The 17,715-nt window shown below is 70.3% G+C and carries 15 protein-coding genes and 1 tRNA gene; 4 read left to right on the top strand and 12 right to left on the bottom strand.

Translation table 11 applies throughout. From position 1 onward, the window contains the following. Nucleotides 1-72: 72 nt before the first annotated feature. The 6 genes from KYK13_RS03335 to KYK13_RS03305 form a co-directional block, all read right to left on the bottom strand. Entirely contained in the window at nt 73-1,608 is a 1,536-nt protein-coding gene (locus KYK13_RS03335; RefSeq protein WP_223641895.1) for a pitrilysin family protein, read from the bottom strand. Next, a complete protein-coding gene (locus KYK13_RS03330) occupies nt 1,605-3,011 on the bottom strand; it encodes a pitrilysin family protein (protein ID WP_223641893.1) in 1,407 nt (468 codons plus the stop codon). Before KYK13_RS03330 ends, KYK13_RS03335 begins: the two co-directional genes overlap by 4 nt. 91 nt (nt 3,012-3,102) lie before the next feature. Further along, nucleotides 3,103-7,044, bottom strand: a complete 3,942-nt coding sequence (locus KYK13_RS39015) for a DEAD/DEAH box helicase (RefSeq protein WP_304504091.1) — start codon at nt 7,042-7,044, stop codon at nt 3,103-3,105. 124 nt (nt 7,045-7,168) lie between these two features. Then, on the bottom strand, nt 7,169-7,711 hold the full coding sequence (locus KYK13_RS03315) for a hypothetical protein (protein WP_223641891.1): 543 nt from the start codon (nt 7,709-7,711) through the stop codon (nt 7,169-7,171). Between the two features lie 28 nt (nt 7,712-7,739). Then, a complete protein-coding gene (locus KYK13_RS03310; protein ID WP_223641889.1) occupies nt 7,740-8,453 on the bottom strand; it encodes a hypothetical protein in 714 nt (237 codons plus the stop codon). Nucleotides 8,454-8,949: 496 nt separating this feature from the next. Further along, the gene (locus KYK13_RS03305; RefSeq protein WP_223641887.1) at nt 8,950-9,351 is read right to left on the bottom strand and encodes a hypothetical protein; all 402 of its coding nucleotides are present in this window, start codon (nt 9,349-9,351) and stop codon (nt 8,950-8,952) included. 328 nt (nt 9,352-9,679) lie between these two features. Between KYK13_RS03305 and KYK13_RS03300 the strand changes: the two genes are divergently transcribed. Beyond that, nucleotides 9,680-10,102: a carboxypeptidase-like regulatory domain-containing protein gene (locus KYK13_RS03300; protein WP_223641886.1), complete on the top strand. Its 423-nt coding sequence runs from the start codon at nt 9,680-9,682 to the stop codon at nt 10,100-10,102. Between the two features lie 73 nt (nt 10,103-10,175). Here the strand turns inward: KYK13_RS03300 and KYK13_RS03295 are convergent. Both KYK13_RS03295 and KYK13_RS03290 read right to left on the bottom strand, forming a co-directional pair. Beyond that, nucleotides 10,176-10,248, bottom strand: a tRNA-Phe gene (locus KYK13_RS03295). 90 nt (nt 10,249-10,338) lie between these two features. Further along, a complete protein-coding gene (locus tag KYK13_RS03290; RefSeq protein WP_223641884.1) occupies nt 10,339-11,142 on the bottom strand; it encodes a sigma-70 family RNA polymerase sigma factor in 804 nt (267 codons plus the stop codon). A gap of 124 nt (nt 11,143-11,266) precedes the next feature. On the opposite strand from KYK13_RS03290, the gene nhaR reads away from it, so the two are divergent. Then, nucleotides 11,267-12,166 (top strand): transcriptional activator NhaR, encoded by a 900-nt coding sequence (gene nhaR / locus KYK13_RS03285; RefSeq protein ID WP_223641883.1) that lies wholly within the window; start codon nt 11,267-11,269, stop codon nt 12,164-12,166. On the opposite strand, the gene KYK13_RS03280 is transcribed toward nhaR, so the two are convergent. Further along, nucleotides 12,167-13,765, bottom strand: a complete 1,599-nt coding sequence (locus tag KYK13_RS03280) for an amidohydrolase (RefSeq protein WP_223641882.1) — start codon at nt 13,763-13,765, stop codon at nt 12,167-12,169. It abuts the gene before it with no gap. Nucleotides 13,766-13,776: 11 nt separating this feature from the next. Next, nucleotides 13,777-13,995, bottom strand: coding sequence for a hypothetical protein (locus KYK13_RS03275; protein WP_223641881.1), 219 nt, complete (start codon nt 13,993-13,995; stop codon nt 13,777-13,779). Nucleotides 13,996-14,220: 225 nt separating this feature from the next. Between KYK13_RS03275 and KYK13_RS03270 the strand changes: the two genes are divergently transcribed. Both KYK13_RS03270 and KYK13_RS03265 read left to right on the top strand, forming a co-directional pair. Beyond that, nucleotides 14,221-15,576 carry a nodulation protein NfeD gene (locus tag KYK13_RS03270; RefSeq protein ID WP_223641880.1) on the top strand — a complete coding sequence of 452 codons (1,356 nt, stop codon included), beginning with the start codon at nt 14,221-14,223 and terminating at the stop codon, nt 15,574-15,576. Beyond that, the gene (locus KYK13_RS03265; RefSeq protein WP_223641879.1) at nt 15,573-16,397 is read left to right on the top strand and encodes a slipin family protein; all 825 of its coding nucleotides are present in this window, start codon (nt 15,573-15,575) and stop codon (nt 16,395-16,397) included. The genes KYK13_RS03270 and KYK13_RS03265 overlap by 4 nt, the downstream gene beginning before the upstream one ends. A 66-nt stretch (nt 16,398-16,463) precedes the next feature. Here KYK13_RS03265 and KYK13_RS03260 read toward each other — a convergent pair whose 3' ends face one another. Further along, nucleotides 16,464-16,979, bottom strand: a complete 516-nt coding sequence (locus tag KYK13_RS03260; protein ID WP_223641878.1) for a peptidylprolyl isomerase — start codon at nt 16,977-16,979, stop codon at nt 16,464-16,466. Nucleotides 16,980-17,118: 139 nt separating this feature from the next. Then, the gene (locus tag KYK13_RS03255) at nt 17,119-17,610 is read right to left on the bottom strand and encodes a DUF2721 domain-containing protein (protein WP_223641877.1); all 492 of its coding nucleotides are present in this window, start codon (nt 17,608-17,610) and stop codon (nt 17,119-17,121) included. Nucleotides 17,611-17,715 lie beyond the last annotated feature (105 nt).

Below are 17,715 nucleotides of genomic sequence, written 5' to 3'. Positions count from 1 at the left end.
CTGGATATTTATTTTTTGATAGGTAATTCCGGTGGGCGCAATTCAAGACTTGCGCCCACCTCCGTCCGCCGTCTACCGGCCCGGCGCCGCCGGCGGGGCGAACCGCTTGTCTGAGATTTTCATCTCCGTGACAGGCCCGTACTTGCGGGCCACGTCGCGCAGGGCGTCCGCCTTGCCGATGAGGACGAACGTCAGGTCGTCCTGGGCGGGCAGGACGCGCTGGAGCACGGTGTGCACGCCGTCGCGGGTGGCGGTGGACACGGCGTCCGCGAACCCGTTCACGTCCTGTGCGTCCAGGCCGTAGAAGGCCAGCTCCGACAGCTTCATGGCCAGCTGCTCGCCCGTCTCCAGCGTCGGCGGGAACTGCCCCAGCACGTACGCCTTGGCGGAGGCGAGCATGGCGTCGTCCATGCCGGTCTGGCGGTAGCGCGAGAGCACGTCCAGCGCCAGGTCGATGGCACGGCCCGTGGTGGCCGTCTGGGTATAGGACACGAGGACGACGGGCCCCGGCTGGAGGGCGGGCTCCAGGGTCGAGCGGGCGCCGTAGGTGAGGCCCGTCTTCACGCGCAGCTCGGTGTTGAGCAGCGAGGTGAAGCGGCCGCCCAGCACGGTGTTGCCCAGCTGCGCCGCGACGCGGTCCGGGTCGGTGCGGCGGATGCCGGTGTTGCCGATGGAGAAGTAGGTCTGCGTGGCATCCGGCTTGTCCACCAGCAGCACGCGCCGGCCCTTCGTGGGCGCCGTGGGAGGCACGGCTGCCAGCGGCTGCGCCGCCGGGGCCCATCCGCCCAGGGCTGTCTCCAGCCTCGCGGCGAGCTGCTTCGCGTCGAAGTCCCCCACCACGGACAGGATGAGCCGGTCCGCGCCCAGGTTCGCCTTCGCCCAGCCGAGCACGTCGCTCCGGCTGATGGTGGGCAGCGACGCCTCACTGCCCACCTCGGGCCGGCCGTAGGGGTGCGCGGGGAAATGGAAGGCATTGAAATACACGCCGATGAGCGCGCGCGGGTCGCCGTCCTTGGCGGAGGCGATTTCGGACACGCGCAGCGCGCGGGCCTTCTCCAGCTCCTGTGCGTCGAAGCGGGGGCGCACGAGCATGTCCGACAGCAGCTCCACCATCAGCGCGGTGTCGCGGGACTGGAAGCTGCCGTTGAGGATGAGCGCCTCGCGCTCCGGCACGACCTCCAGCTCGCCGCCCGCGCCATCCACGGCCTCGGCGAACTGCTGCGCGTTCCGGGAGCCCGCGCCCTTCTGGAGCAGCTCGGCGGTGAGCGCGGCCAGCCCCTCCTTGCCCGCGGGGTCGGTGACGGCGCCGCCCTTGAGCCACGCGCTGAAGGACACCAGCGGCAGCTCGTGCTTCTCCACCAGGAGCAGGCGCACGCCGTTCTTCAGCGTGACGGAGGTGGTCTCCGGCAGCGTCACGCCCTTCGTGGACAGCGGGGCGGCGGGCGCCGGGGTGGCCGGGGCCGGGGCCTCGGGTGCGGGCGGCGTGGCCGTGGAGGTGGCGGCGGGCGTCGGCGCGGTCGCGCACGCGGAGGTGAACAGCAACGCGGCGAGGGCGGAGCGCAGCGGTCGGGGGGACATCAAGACGGACGGCCGGAAGGGAGCACTCATCGCGCGGCCTCCTTGGGGGCCGGGGCAGCGGAATCCGAGGTGGGAACGAGCCAGCCCACGGTGCGGTGGTCGGGGTTGAAGATGCGGGCGGCCAGCGCCTTCACGCCGTCGCGGGTGACCTTTTCATAGCGCGCGGGCGCTTCGAACAGGGCCTTCCAGTCGCCGCGGAAGGTGGCGGCGGCCCCCAGCTCGCGGGAGCGGCCGCTGTTGGTCTCCAGCTTGCGCCAGAAGGAGGCCAGCGCGACGTTGCGCGCCTTCTTCAGCTCCGCGTCGGTGACGCCGTCCTTCACCACGCGGGCCAGCTCCGCGGTGAGCAGGGCCTCGGTCTTCGCCAGGTCGCCGCCCGGCGGCAGGTCCACGGCGAACCACACGAGCGACGGATCGAATCCCCCGGAGGTGGAGGCCCGGACGCGGATGGCCACGCGCGCCTCGTCCACCAGCTTGCGGTGCAGGCGCGACGAGTCCCCGTGCGAGAGGATGAGGCCCAGGAGCTCCAGCGTCTCCATGTCCGGGTCGTTGGCGGCGAGCCCGTGGTAGGCGAGCTGGAGCAGCGGGGACTGGGCCAGCTTCTTCACGACGATGCGCCGCTCGCCCTGCTGCTCGGGCTCCTTCGTGCGCACGGGCTCCGGCGCGGGCTGCGCGGGGATGGTGCCCAGCGTGGCCTCCACCTGCTCGAAGACGCGGGCCGGATCCAGGTCGCCCGCGAGCACGAGCGTGGCGTTGTTGGGGGCGTAGTACGTCTTGAAGTACTGCTGCAGGTCCTCCATGCGCCACGACTCGATGTCGGACGGCCAGCCGATGACGGGGATCTGGTACGGGTGCGCGACGAAGGCGGTGGCCTGCACCTGCTCCTGGAGCGCGCCGCTGTTGTCATTGTCCACGGAGGAGCGGCGCTCGGAGTAGACGACGCCGCGCTCGGACTCGATGACCTTGGGGTCGAAGGAGAGGGATTGGAGCCGGTCCTGCTCCAGGTCGAGGATGAGGGGCAGCGCGGACGCGGGGAACCAGTCCAGGTAGACGGTGACGTCCTCGGAGGTGAAGGCGTTGTTGGAGCCGCCGTGGGCCTCCATGACGCGGTCGAACTCACCGGGGCCGTACTTCTTCGCGCCGTTGAACATCATGTGCTCGAAGAAGTGGGACAGGCCGGTGATGCCGGGGCGCTCGTTGCGGCTGCCCACGCGGAACCAGTTGGCGAGCGCCACGTTGGGGATGTCGTGGTCTGGCCAGACGATGACGGTGAGCCCGTTCTTGAGCGTGCGGGCCTGGATGTCCGAGCCTGGCTTCGCGACGGGGGTGGAGGCAGCAGCGGGCCTCGCGGACGGCTCGGAGACGGCCTGGGCCCCGGCCTGGGGCGCACCCAGGAGGGCCAGACAGGCGAACCACGACAACGGCGGACGGAACATCCTTGCTCCTGGGGAGGGACCTCGGCGGCGCCCGGGAACGGGCGGCAGCGCACCCTATTCCAGAAACGCCGCGAGGGGGTTTCCGGCGGCCTCAGTCCACGTGCGCATCGGCGCCGAAGCGCAACAAGCCCAGCAACTGCTCCGGCGACAGGGCGGCGGCGCCATCCGCTTCCGACAGCAGGCTGTCCGCCAGGTCCCGCTTCTCCGCGTGGAGGGCCAGGATGGCCTCCTCGATGGTCCCTTCCGACACGAACCGCGACACGGTGACGGGGCGCGTCTGCCCGATGCGGTGGGCCCGGTCCGAGGCCTGGTCCTCCACGGCGGGGTTCCACCACGGGTCCAGGTGGAGGACGTGGTCGGCGCCGGTGAGGTTGAGGCCGGTGCCGCCCGCCTTGAGCGAGATGAGGAAGAGCGCGCCCTCCCCCCGCTGGAAGGCCTCCACGCGGGCCTGCCGCTGCGCGGCGGGAGTCCGTCCATCCAGGTACTGGAACGCGACGCCCCGCGCTTCCAGCGCCTCGCGCACCAGGGCCAGGTGGCGCACGAACTGGCTGAAGACGAGCGCGCGGCCCCCTTCCGCCAGCAGCTCGTCCACCCGCTCCATGACACGCTCCAGCTTGGCGGACGACAGGCCCGAGTCCGGATCCACGAGCCGCGGGTGGCACGCGGCCATCCGCAGCCGGGTGAGCGCGGCCAGCATCTCGAAGCGCTGGTTCCCGTCGGGCGCCCCCTCCCCCAGCCGCGCCAGTGCCGCGAGCCGCACGTCGTCGTACACACGCCGCTCAGCGTCCGACAAGGTGATGGGCACCACCGTCTCCACGCGAGGCGGCAGCTCGCGCGCCACCTGGACCTTGGTGCGGCGCAGGAGGAAGGGGCGCACCAGCCGGGCCAGCGACGCGCGGGCATCCGTGCTCCGGTCCCGCTCGATGGGAATGGCGAAGCGCGCGTGGAAGGACTCGCGCCCGCCCAGCAGTCCGGGAAAGAGCAGGTGGTAGAGACTCCACAGCTCGGACAGGCGGTTCTCCACCGGCGTGCCGGTGAGCGCCACGCGGGCCCCGGCCTTCACGGTGCGCAGCGCGCGGGCCCGGGCCGTGTCCGGGTTCTTCACCGCCTGTGCCTCATCCACCACCAGGGTGGCGAGGCTCACGTCCGCGAGCTTCGTGGCATCCCGTGCCAGCAGGCCGTAGCTGATGATCAGTACGTCGCGGGGCCCCAGCAGGGCCGGCAGGGCATCCCGGTCCGCGTCCTGCCAGACGTGCACGCGCAGCGACGGCGCGAAGCGGGCGGCCTCGCGCACCCAGTTGCCGCGCAGGGACGTGGGGGCCACCACCAGCGCGGGGCCTTCCGCCGCGCGCGACAGCAGCAGGGCCAGTGCCTGGACGGTCTTGCCCAATCCCATATCATCCGCCAGGCACGCGCCCGCGCCCCACGAGGCCAGCCGCGCGAGCCAGGTGAAGCCCTCGCGCTGGTAGTCGCGCAGCTCCGCCTTCAGGGCCCGGGGCACGCGCACCGGACGCGCGTGGGCCTCGCGGATGCGCTTCGCCAACTGGCGCCAGTCCGGAGGAGCCTGGACGCGCGCGCCCACCTTCTCCAGCGTCTCCAGCACGGGCGCCGCCGCGGCGCTCACCTCCAGCCCCTTCCGTCCCGGATGCGCCACGTCCGCGAGCGGCGTCAACTGCTCGCGCAGCGCTTCCGTGAGACGCATCCAGCGCCCCTTCCCCAGCGGAACGTAGCGCTGACGGCGGCGTACGGCCTCCAGCAGGACCGCCAGCTCCACGCGCGCGCCGTCCAGCTCCACGCCCCCCTTCGCGCCGAACCAGTCATGCTCCCGCAGGACCTGGACCCGCACGTTCGTGGGCTCCGGGCAAGACACCGTCCACGGCCGCTCCGCCCACTCCACGCGCACCTCAGGGCCCGTGAGCAGATCCAGCGTCTCCAGGAGCTGGAGCGCATCCTCCGCGGTGTCACGCGTGAAGTGATACATCCCGGCCGGCAATGACAGACGTGCCAGGAGCGCGTCCGCCTCCGCGCGCTCCGCTTCCAGGTCGCGCTGGACCTTGACGCGTTCCCGGCCGCGCTGGCCCCGGAGTACGGGGGCGCCCTCGCCCACGGGCTGGGGAGGAGCTTCTGGCAGGGGCCTCACGAGGAGCGAGACCTCCAGGGCGGAGTCCTCCACCGCGCGCAGCCGCACCAGCAGGCCCGGCTGGATGTCCACGGGGCGGGGCTCCAGGGCGGGCGGCAACGCTACCGGGAAGGCCTCCTCCAGCGCGGAGAGATGGCCCAACAGCGCGTCGCGCTGGTAGGCGGACACATAGGCGCCGTGGCGCTCCAGGGATTCGAGCAGGGGCACCGCGCTGGGAGGAACGGACACCAGCGTGACGCTCGGCCCGCCGGGCTCCACGAGCAGCCAGGGCTGGGAAGCCATCGGCCCCTCCGGCGGGGGCGTCATCGCCTCCACGGCAACGGGGCGTCCGTCCACTGCCGGCCGCAGGCGCAGGGCTTGTTCCTCCTGCTCCAGGGCGAAGCCCAGCGGCGCTTCCCGCACCTGGACGGGGACATCCGGAACGTCGGCAAGCCGGAGCCGGGGGCTGCGCGCGAGCGACCGCAGTGCCTGGAGCATCAGCGTGTACGGTGCGCCCGACGCGAGGCCAGCGCCCAGAAACATGCCGTTCGTGGTCATCCGCTGTTCCATGTCGAGGAGGGACCAGGCCTCGCGCTCATTCGGATCCGTGAGCGACCGGAATACCTTGTCGCGGTCGTACCAGGAGACGGCATGGCCCTGGGTCAGACCGCCCTTCTTCGAGGGGTGGTGCAGGTGGGGCCGGAGCCGCCAGCCGCGCCGGGACTCCAGCTCCAACCGGAAGGTGACGAGGTCTCCGGTCGCCGGAGCCTCCTCACGAACCGCCCGGCCCAGGAGGGACGCTTCCAGCGCGGACAGGAGTTCGCGGCCCGGCGCCTCGACCAACAGCTCCGCCAGCCTCGCGGCGCGCGAGGCCCGCTTCGGCAGCACCAGGAACGCCAGCGCCGCGTCCACGGCGGTCAGGGCATGGACACAGGACGCCTCGGTGGCCTTGGGGCTGCACGGACAGGACACACCCGGGCGGCCCTCCATCAGGGCGCGAGGATCGAGCTCGACATGACTTTCGTCCTCGAACCCCACGGGCGGGTGCGTAGGGCGCCACGCCGCCAGTTCTGGCTCCGTCACGAGCAGCCGCAATGGACGCTCCTGGAGTTCGAGCGTGGGGGCTGGCGACAGTGACCGGGGCTCGGCCTGCTCACGGATCCGCGCGCGGACGCGGGTCAGCGCCTCCTGCAGGGGAGCGAGGCGGGCGTCCGTGGGCGGCAGGGGCTTCGCGGAGGCTTCATGGGACCGCCCGCGTGACACGCGTCCCGCCTCGTCACGCACCCAGCGCCAGGCGGCCTCGGCGAGTACGTCCTGCTGGCCGTCCTTCAAGCGCTGGAGCTTCGGGCCGCCCTCCAGTGCATCCACGACCGTGGCCTTGCGCAGCGAGGGGAGCACGCGACGCGCATAGGCTCCGGACACCAGCCGCTCCAGCACGGCCACGGGCACGATGCGGGCACGCTCCACGTGGTGTTCGACGAGCCACGCCTGGATGGCGACGGGAAGGGAGGGCCGCGCGGGGTCTTTCGCGCGGCGCGCGGAAGCTGGCCGCCGGGTGCGAGCCGGGGGAGCGCGCCTCTGCCCACGAGGCGCGGCGGACCGGAGCCACGCGAGCCCGACCGCGATCGCATGCACGCAGACCCCTTCATTCCAGTACGCGTCGCATTCGCACGACAGCACCAGCTCATCGGCACCGGGCTCCACGTAGAGGGCCACGTTGAGCAGGGGCCCTGGGCCATCGGACACGGTCCCCCGGAGGCAGTCCCGGGAAGGAGGCCACACCTCCACCGCCTCCCGGTTGACGAACCACCGGGCCCGCTTGAGCAGCTCCGGCCCCGCCAGTTCCTGGAGGTGCTCCCAGGTGAGCTCTTGCCGGAGGGAGTCTTCTTGGGAAGAGGATGAGTGGCGTGGCATCAGCTAGAAAAGCTACCCATGGGGTAGCCCTCCCGCGAGCCCGATTTCCGGTCGCCGCACCTTTGGTGGAAGGATGCCAGGCGGCCCAGCGAGCGCATCCTGAAGGTGACCCTGGTCGCGGGAGCTACGCGCCCAGCACCTGCCGCAGCACGGCCTGGAAGTAGTTCGTGCTGCCGATGTGACCCGCGTGCAGCTTGGCGGAGTGGTGGAGGCGCTGGGCGACGGCCTCGAACTCCGCCTGACTGACGTCGCGCAGGGACAGGTACAGGCGGGCGGCGGCGCGCAGGTAGGAGAAGAGCGGGTTCTTGTGGTGCCCGTCGGGCCGGCGCGCGAGGTGCCGGTAGAGCTGGGAGAACTCCTGGTCGACTTCCGCGTGGCGGGTGTCGCGGCAGAAGCCGGCGGCGGTGGCCTCGATGAGGAAGAAGAAGGGCTCGTACTCGGGGAAGGGCGGCCGGGAGAAGTCGGGGGGCTGCTTGTTGCCGGTCCACAGCGCGGAGACGGGCTGCAGGCGCACGTGGGCGGTGATGTCGCCGAAGCGCACGGGCACCTCGTCGCCCACGGGCTTCACCTGGCCCTGTTCGTCCCGTTCCACGGGGATGAACAGGCGCATGGGGTCCTCCACCTTCACGCCCGCCTTCTCCAGCTCCGCCACCACGTTCGCGTCCATTGCGTTGATGAACCTCCGGAACCCCCATCTACCGCGTCGCGCCCGGATGTGCACCCGGTGCTTCGTCCGGGCGAGGGGAGGTCGCCTGCTCCAGCACGTCCCAGGCGGTATCGAAGACGCCATCGACTCGTTCGTAGGGCTCGGTGGCCCCCTCGTCGTGCTGCCACCGGAAAGAACACAGACTGCCGGTGAGCGTCGCACGCTGAAAGGTCTTGAACAGGCCGGAGCCACAGGACCAGGTCAGCCGCACCTCGGCCTCCGTGGTCGACTGACAGCGCATGCCATGCTCGGCACGCGTCGCCGCGTCCACCAGCTTGTGGAGGAGCTGTTCTCCCATGGTCCGGTCCAGGCGCTGGTCCACGCGGATGGGGTCCGGGTATTCCTCCCGGCTCCCCTTCAAATGCGTGCCCTCGGTCCGGACGCGCAGCTCCAAGGCACTCGTCGAGCCTCCGAAACACGCACGGCTTTCAAATTCAATCTGAAGCATGGCGTCGGACGTCGACAGCAGACATGCGAGCGGATGCTCTGTTCCCGGATTCCGGCCGGTGGCCACGGCGAAGTCACGGGCCTCCCATCCCTTTCCAGGTGCCCAGGTCCGCCCGTCATCACTCGAGCGAAGAAGCCGCCCGCCATCGAGTTCCGCGAGCAGGATTCCATTCTCAAGCAACACCAGCGCGCGAATTGATTCGCCTGAAGTATTGCTTTGACGAAACCAGTTCTTGCCCGCGTCCCGGGTGGCCATCACCTGCCCCCCCTGACCATCCCGGTCAATTCCTGCCCTCTTGAATGGGCTGACCTGAAACGTAGGTGGTGAGCGTGCTCAATTGTGAAGGGAAAGCCACCGTGTCGCAGGGGAAGGCCTGGGCTTTCGAGAAGGCAGGAATCCATTGTTCGACCGGCAGTTCCGGAGGCGTGAGGGTCAACACCTGTCGTCCATCCGGTGTGACGGAGACATGGAGGGGGCCGACGGACTGGAGATGGGCCCCCGCCAGGTCTTGCCACCGTCCATCGTCTTGTAGAGCCCGGTGGAGGCCGAGATCCATGCCAGGTCCCGGGTGAGACGCAGGACCCGTGCAGGTCAGGGGACGATGAATAGCGCCAGAAGGGGCGAGAAAGCTGGAGCAGTTGGAAGGGAGGCGTCAGGGGCGTCCAGGTATCGCCACCGTCCTCCGTGGCCCAGAGCGTGGAATTCGAGCCCGTGGCCCAGCCCTGGGCCGGACTGATGAAAGAGAGGCCCTTCAGGACCGGGAACCCGCACGCTCCAGCGCGCCTATCGATTTTTCATCAAACAACGGCACCGCCCGCCATGTCGTACCGGCATCCGTGGTGCGCAAGCCCCAGGGCCCGAGGGAGCCCGCCGCGATCCCCACTTCCGGGGTGTACCAGGTGAGGGAGTGGATGGCACTCGGGGACCTCTCTCCCCACGCCGTGTTCAGCACCCGGGAGAGGTCCGTGGCGCGCTGCCAGGTCCTGCCTTCATCCGTGCTGCGAAAGGCTTCGATGCCGCGCGGTTCGGGGACTTCAAAGGACTCCTCCCCAATCGCCCACCACTCCCCTCCAGGGCCTGGTGCGACGACATGAATCTGGGCATCGATGGCTTCAACGGTCAGGTCCGCGGACACCGACGACGCGGCGACCATCCGAGGCGCGGCACAGCCCACCGACACGCCACACATCGCCCAGCCCACCCAGTGACTCGCACGCATCGACACCCTCCCGGCTTGGAGTCAGTATTCGTCCGCGAGCGAGCAGGCGTTCCTCACCGTTCCATCATGGCTCCCGCATTCCTACCTCTGTCTCGTAGCCCCCCATACCGGGAGTGTCGTTGACAGCGCGAGGCCGAAGGCCTCGAATGAAACACAGTCCTTCCAGAGGTGACCCATGTCACAACGCATCCCCCCGGTACTCATGCTGTGTTTGACGGCTGGCAGTCTTCTCGCGGGATGCGGCGGAGGCAGCCTGGAAGCGGTGAGCACCTCCGAGTGCTCCACGGGCATGAAGTGGACGGGCGGCGACAGCGGCAACGCCCTGATGCATCCCGGTGGCAACTGCATCCAATGCCATACAGACCGGGGCGAGGGGCCGAAGTTCGTGGTGGCGGGGACCGTCCAGGCCGCGACTCACGAGGCGGATGACTGCGCGGGCCTCGAGGGCGCCCAGGTCGTCATCACCGACGCCAATCAGAAGGCCTACACCCTGACGACCAATGCCTCCGGCAACTTCTTCATCAAGGCCGGAGACGCGAAGGACTTCGCGTTCCCCTACACCGCCCGCGTCACCCACGGCGGCACCCAGTGGGCCATGAGCAGTTCGCAGAGCACCGGAGCCTGCGGCTCCTGCCATACCGTGGCCGGCGCCAATAGCGCCCCCGGACGCATCAGCCCCCCGTAACGACGCCGAGCGGACCCAAAGCAAAAGGGCGCCGGACCGGAGTCCGACGCCCTTCAGATTCTTCGTACTGGTGTGCCCAAGGGCGGAATCGAACCACCGACACGGGGATTTTCAGTCCCCTGCTCTACCGACTGAGCTACTTGGGCGTACCGCGCACCGCGAGCGGCGACGCCGATTTACGGTCACTGGGCCGCGACGTCAACCTCTTTCCGCCAACCTCCCCCCTCGCCCGACACTCAGGCCGCCAGACGGGGCGCTTCGCCGTCCCACGCCGTGCACCCCTCCGTCAGCCGCTGGCGCAGCTTCTGGCGCAGGCCCTGTTCGATCTGCCGGATGCGCACCGCCGTCACCCCGAAGCGCTTCGCCAGGAACTCCGCGCTCACCCCGTCCTCCGCCAGCATCCGCTCCTTCACCAGCGCCCGCTCCCGCGCGTCCAGCTCCGGCCAGGCGGCCTCCACGCTCTGGTGCAGCTTCTCCGCCCAGTCCCCCCGCTCCACCCGCTCCTCCACCGAGTCCTCCTCCGACTCCAGCATGTCCAGCCGCGTCACGTCCCCCTCCCAGCCCAGGGGCGCGTTCAACGACACGTCCTTCGCCAGCGCGTCCGTCCCCCGCACCACGTCCTCCTCCCGCTTGCCCAGCGCCTCGGCCAGCCGCTTCGTCACTTCCGGGTGGCCCTCGCCCCACCGGGCCTCCAGCCGCGCACGCTCGCGGCGCAGCTGGAAGACGATCCACGGCGCGCGGCCCCCCGCCACACTCCAGGTGCGGGACACGTACGCCCGGATGCGCGCGCGGATCCACTGCTGCGCGTAGGCGCCGAAGGGCACGCCCCGCTCCTCGAACCGGCGCGCCGCCTCCACCAGGCCGACGTTGCCCTCCGCCATCAGCTCCTCCAACGACAGGCCCGTCCAGCGGTACTTCCAGGCCAGCCGGCGGACCAGCTCCAGGTGCCCCCGCACCCGCATCTCCACTTCCGCGGAGTCCACCTCGGCCTCCACACCCTTCACCGTCGTGGACTCGAGCTCCTCGTAGATGGCTTCCATGACGCGTACCTCCCCAATCAGTCCCCCGCGCCCCCATCACGCGGTGACAGGCCTAGGAATAAGCGGGGGTGACTCATAAAAAAATGAGCTAGTTTGGATGAAAACCTTCGGTTATTCCTAAGTCATGGCGTGGCTCAACTACCACCATCTCCTGTATTTCTGGACGGTTGCGCGGGCGGGAAGCATCGCCAAGGCGAGCGAGGAGCTGCACCTCGCCCAGCCCACCATCAGCGCGCAGATCAAGCTGCTGGAGGAGTCGCTGGGCCACCAGCTCTTCGAGCGCAAGGGCCGCAAGCTCGTCCTGTCCGACGTGGGCCGCACCGTCATGCGCTACGCGGATGAGATCTTCCGCCTGGGCAACGAGCTGAAGAACGTCGTCTCCGGCCTGCCCAGCGGGCAGCAGCTGCGCCTCAACGTCGGAGTGCTCGACGTCATCCCCAAGCTCGTGGCCGAGCAGCTGCTCAAGCCCGCGCTGGAGGCCGGTCCCTCGCTGCGCATCATCTGCCGCGAGAGCCCCCTGCCCCAGTTGCTCGCACAGCTGGCGCTGCATGAGCTGGACGTGGTGCTCGCGGACGCACCCGGCTCCGAGCCCGTCAGCGTCCGGTCCTTCAACCACCTGCTGGGCAAGTGCGGCGTGACGTTCTTCGCCGCCCAGCCGCTCGCGCACCTGCGCAAGGACTTCCCGCGCTCGCTGGACGGCGCGCCCATGCTGCTGCCGTCGGAGGAGTCTTCGGTGCGCCGCTCGCTGGACCTGTGGTTCGAGCGGCTCGGCATCCGGCCCCTCATCGCCGGCGACTTCGACGACAGCGCGCTGCTCCAGGCCTTCGGACAGAAGGGGCACGGCATCTTCGCCATGCCCTCCATCATCGACGCCGAGGTGCAGCGGCAGTTCAACGTCACCGCCATCGGGCACACCGACGAAATCGAGCAGTGCTTCTACGCCATCACCGTGGAGCGACGCCTGCGCCACCCCGCCGTCGTCGCCATCGCCGAGGCCGCGCGCTCGCACATCTTCGGCAGCTGATCAGTCCGCCGCCCGGAACACCTCCGCGCCCGCCACCACCGTGGCCAGCACGCGCGCGTCCACCAGGGCTGACGCGGGCCCCTCCAGCGGATCCGCCGACAACGCGACGAAGTCCGCGTCCAGGCCGGGCTTCAGCCGCCCGCGCCGCGCCTCCTCGAAGGAGGCCCACGCGGGCCCCACCGTGAAGCCCTCCAGGGCCTCCGCAGCGCTCAGGCGCTCCTCCGGATACCAGCCGCCCTCCGGCCAGCCCTTCGCGTCCTGCCGCGTGCGCGCCGCGTAGAGCCCCGCGAGCACATCCGGGTTCTCGATGGGGAAGTCACTGCCCAGCGCCAGGTGCGCGCCCGCGTCCTTCAACGTGCGCCAGGCGTAGGCGCCCTTGAGCCGTTCGCGCCCCAGCCGCGTCTCCGCCCAGGGCATGTCGCTGGTGGCGTGCGTGGGCTGCACGCTGGCCACCAGGCCCGCCGCGCCCAGCCTCTGGATGTCGTCCCGCCGCAGGATCTGCGCGTGCTCCACGCGGTGGCGCAGGGCCTGTGTGCCCGTCCGCTCCGCGCCTCGCAGCAGCACGTCCACGACCAATGTATTGGCACGGTCTCCAATGGCGTGGATGCACACCTGGAAGCCCCGGGCCATGAAGGCCTGTGCGCGCGCCTCGAGCTCCTCGGGCGTGAGGAGCAACAGGCCGCGCTGGCCGGGCTCGTCGCTGTAGTCGTCGTGCAGCGCCGCGCCCCGGCTCCCCAGCGCTCCATCCGCCAGGAACTTCACCGAGCGCATCGACAGGTGGCGCCCCTGCCAGGGCCCCTGCTCCAGATAGGCGTGGCGCTGTTCACCCTGCCCCGCCGCCATCGCGTAAACCCGCAGGGGCAGCGTCCCCGCCGCGTCCCAGGCCTGCAACGTGCGGAAGGCCTGCAGGTCCATGCCCGCGTCGTGCACGCCCGTGAGCCCGACCTGCGCGCACCGCTCCAGCGCGGCCCGCAGCCGGGTCTCCAGCTGTTCGCGCGTGGGCGTGGGAATGGCGGCCTCCACCATGTCCATCGCGTTGTCCACGAGGACGCCGGTGGGCTCGCCGCTGACGTCCTTGAGGATGCGGCCTCCGGGCGGATCCGGCGTGTCGCGCGTGATGCCCGCGCGGCGCAGCGCCTCGCCGTTCACCCAGGCCGCGTGATGATCCACGCGCGTGAGGAACACCGGCGTCGAGGGGAAGCGCGCATCCAGCTCCTTGCGGCCGGGGAACGCGGCGCCGGGCCACTCGTTCTGGTCCCAACCCTTGCCGAGCAGCCAGTCGCCCTGGAAGCTCGACGCGGGCGCCCTCGCCAGGCGCTGGAGGACGTCCTCCACCGAGGACGCCTTCTCCAGGCGCACCGTGGTCAGGCTCTTGCCCAGGCCGTGGATGTGCGCGTGCGCGTCCACCAGGCCGGGCACCACCGTGGCCCGGCCCAGGTCCACTTCACGTGCGGTGGGCCCTGCCGCGGAGCGGACCTCCGCGAGCGTGCCCACCGCGAGCAACCGCCCGTCCCGCACCGCCAAGGCTTCCGCGCGCGGACGCTCCGCATCGAGCGTCCACACGCGCTCCGCCTTGTAGACCGTGGTCTCCGCCGTCATGGCGCGGAAGACTACCCGCCACCCTCGGGGATGCCACCATCCACGTCCGGCGCATTGATGGGACCCGCGGGACCCGCCGGTTCATTGGGCACGTTCTGGATGACTTCGCGGTTCGTGTCCGGGCCCTGGATGGGCAGCTGGTCCTCCGTCCCTGGGGGCTGGGTGGTCTTGCAGGCCACCGCTGCAGCGGTCAGCCCCAGAGCAGCGATGAAGAGCACGGCACGGCGCATGAAACCTCCTGGAAGAAAATCGCGATGTTGAAGCTAAGGAGGTGCGTCCTCCTCCAGCAACGCGCATCCCCTCCAACGTCCAGGATTGGATGCACAAGCGGGGTAGCGGTCCCCTCCTGCCCGCATGCCCTCCGGGCCCCCGGCTTCTCATCCCGGTCATCCGAACGTCCGATGCACATCGTTCACCGAGTGCGTGTGCGTGGGGAGCGCGCACCGGGGGCGGCCATGCGGGAGCACGTCGACAGGAGGAGCTGGCGCCATCACGCCCTCTGGGGCTGGCTCGTGGCGCTTCTCTTCATGGGCCTTGCCGCTCCGGCGGCGCCCGCTTCACCGTCCTTCGTCGCGCGGTGCGAGCTGGAGGGCGTGGTGGATACCGGATCCGGCGCGTACCTCACGGACTGCGTGAAGCGCGCGGAGGACGGCGGGGCCTCGGCGCTGCTCGTGCGGCTGGACACACCGGGGGGCTCCCTGGAGGCCACCCGCGCCGTGGTGCGCGCGTTCCTGGGCTCGCGCGTTCCCGTGCTCGTGTGGGTGGGGCCTTCCGGCGCCCGGGCGGGCAGCGCGGGGGTGTTCATCGCGCTCGCGTCGAACGTGAGCGCCATGGCCCCGGGGACGAACATCGGCGCGGCGCACCCCGTGGGCATGAAGGGCGAGGATGTGGAGCAGGTGGGCGGTGAAGAGCTTGCCCGGAAGCTGGAGAACGACACGGTCGCCTTCGCGGAGGGCATCGCCCAGCAGCGGGGCCGCAATCCGGAGTGGGCCGCGGCCGCCGTGCGCGACAGCGCCAGCGTTCCCGCGGACCGTGCCGTGCAGCTTCACGTGGTGGAGCTCATCGCGCCCACCGAGGCCGCGTTCCTCACCGCCGTCGATGGCCGCCGTGTGCAGGTGGCGGGCGGCGACAACGTGACGCTCGCCACCCGCGAGGCCCGCGTGGTGTCGCTGGAGCCGGGGCTGTCACAGCGGGTGGTGCATGCGCTCGCGCAGCCTTCGCTCGTCTACCTGCTGTTCCTCGTCGCGGCGCTGGGCCTGGTGGCGGAGCTGTCCCATCCGGGCGCGGTGGCGCCGGGCCTCATTGGCGGCGTGGCGCTGGTGCTGGCGTTGATGGCCTCCGCGACGCTGCCGGTGCGCTCGGGCGCGCTGGTGTTGATGCTCGCGGGCGTGGGGCTCATCGTCGCGGAGCTGTTCGTCACCAGCGGCCTGCTGGGCGTGGCGGGCGTGGGGCTGTTGATATTGGGGGGCGTGTTCCTGATGGACCGCTTCGAACCGGACTGGTTCGTGGAGCCGTCCTTCCGCCTGTCGTGGGGCGTGATGCTGCCCACGGCGCTCGTGCTCGCGGGGAGCGCGGCCTTCATCGCGTACCGCAGCGCCCAGACGCGCAGGCTGCCGCAGCGGGGCGGTGACGCGGGGCTCGTCGGCGAGTCGGGCACGGCGCTGGCCCCCGTCACGCCTTCGGGCGGCGAGGTGTTCGTCCATGGCGAGCGCTGGCGCGCTGTCTCCTTCACTCCCATCCGCGAGGGCGCCCGGGTCGTGGTGCGCGCCGTGGAGGGACTCACCCTCACCGTCGCGGAGTCCATGCCATGAATGAACTGGTCGGTGCGCTGGGATGGATCATCCCTTTGGCCGTGCTGTTCCTCCTCTTCCTCTCCGGTGTGCGCATCGTCGCCGAGTACCAGAACGGCGTCGTGTTCCGGCTGGGCCGCTACGTGGGCCTCAAGCGCGCGGGCTTCCGCTGGCTCATCCCGTTCATCGAACGGATGGTCATCATCGACCTGCGCACCGTGGCGCGCGACGTGCCCCCGCAGGACGTCATCACCAGGGACAACGTCAGCGTGAAGGTCAGCGCCGTCGTCTACTTCCGCGTCATCCAGGCGGACAAGGCGGTGCTCCAGGTGGAGGACTACCTCTACGCCACCAGCCAGATCGCGCAGACGACCCTGCGCGCCATCCTGGGCCAGGTGGAGCTGGACGGCCTGTTGTCCCAGCGCGAGCGCATCAACCACGAATTGCAGCAGGTGCTGGATGCTCGCACCGACCCGTGGGGCGTGAAGGTGTCCAACGTGGAGGTGAAGCACATCGACCTGCCCATCGAGATGCAGCGGGCCATCGCCCGTCAGGCCGAGGCGGAACGCGAGCGCCGCGCGAAGATCATCGCCGCGGAGGGCGAACACCAGGCCGCGGAGAAGCTCGCCCAGGCCGCGGACGTGCTCAGCCGCAACCCCGCCACGCTCCAGCTGCGCTACCTGCAAACGCTGGTGGAGATCACCAGCGGCGGCAACCACACCATCCTGCCCATCCCCCTGGAGCTCTTGCGCGCGTTCGGCGCCGTGCCCGCGCGGCCCTTCCGGCCGGAGGAGGTGCATGAAGAGGAGGAGGACGAGGGCGCGTCCCACGGGCTGTCCTGAAACGAAGAAGGCCCACCCGCGCGTCGCACGGATGGGCCTTCTGGGTGAGGCGAAGCAGCGGCGGGATTACAGCTGGCCGCTGTCCTCGATCTTCACGGGCTGGCGCGTCGCGCCGGACTGGCTGCCCACGGCTTCAATCTTCTTCACCACGTCCATGCCCTCGACGACCTTGCCGAAGACGACGTGCTTGCCGTCGAGCCACGGGGTGGCGACGGTGGTGAGGAAGAACTGCGAGCCATTGCTGTTGGGGCCCGCGTTGGCCATGGAGAGGATGCCCGGGCCCGTGTGCTTGTGCTTGAAGTTCTCGTCCGCGAACTTCTCGCCGTAGATGGACTCGCCGCCGTAGCCATTGCCGAGCGTGATGTCGCCGCCCTGGCACATGAAGCTCGGGATGACGCGGTGGAAGGGCGTCCCCTTGAAGTGCAGCGCCTTGCCGCTCTTGCCGGTGCCCTTCTCACCCGTGCACAGGGCGCGGAAGTTCTCGGCGGTCTTGGGAACGTCGTCGGAGAACAGCTCCATCACGATGCGGCCGGCGGGCTGGCCACCAATCGACATGTCGAAGAAGACCTTGGCGTTTGCCATGTTCACGTGCTCCACGGTGAGGGTTGAGCCACAGAGGCTGCGGAATCCTGCGCGATACCCGGCGCGCGGGCCGGGACGTACCAGACCCGCGCGCCTCGGAGGCCCCCGCTAGCACCTTCGCGTGCGTTGCGGAACAAATTCAGGGCGAAGGAGGGCCGCCCGCCCGCTCATCGCGGAAGAGCTCCGCGCCCTCCAGCGTGATGGCGCGGCGACTCAACCGCAGCGACGCCAGGGCCAGCACCGCCGTGGAGCCCAACAGTCCCACGCCCAGGGAGAAGGACATCACCGGCAGCCCCTCCAGCACCGCGACGCTGCGGCGAAGCAGGTAGAGCAGCGACGTCACCACGAAGGACAGCAGCGCCGCGTAGGTGAAGCCGATGGCCCTCGCGAGGATGGCGTGGCGGCGGTCCATGATGGCCACCTCCTCGCGAAGGAGGAGGCGGCGCGCGTGGCCCTCCGGCAGCGTGCGCCATTCCCGGACCATGTCCCGCATGCGCGCGGTGATGCGCGAGATTTGATTGTCCAGGCCCGTGGCCAGGATGCCGCACCCGGACACCATCACCGCGGGCGTCACCGCCGTGCCGATGAGCTGGATGGAGGAGGGGTCCAGGCCGTCCACGCCGACGTTCATGCCCCCTTCTGTCCCACCGCCCGCCTGGCCGCCACCTCCCCGCATCCAGACACCATCGCTGACGAATCGCCACCGACATCTTGACACTTAAACTGTCACAACCTA

This window comes from Corallococcus sp. EGB (assembly GCF_019968905.1).
In the GTDB taxonomy this organism is placed as follows: Bacteria; Myxococcota; Myxococcia; order Myxococcales; family Myxococcaceae; genus Corallococcus.
This window is presented reverse-complemented; position numbering and strand designations above follow the sequence as displayed.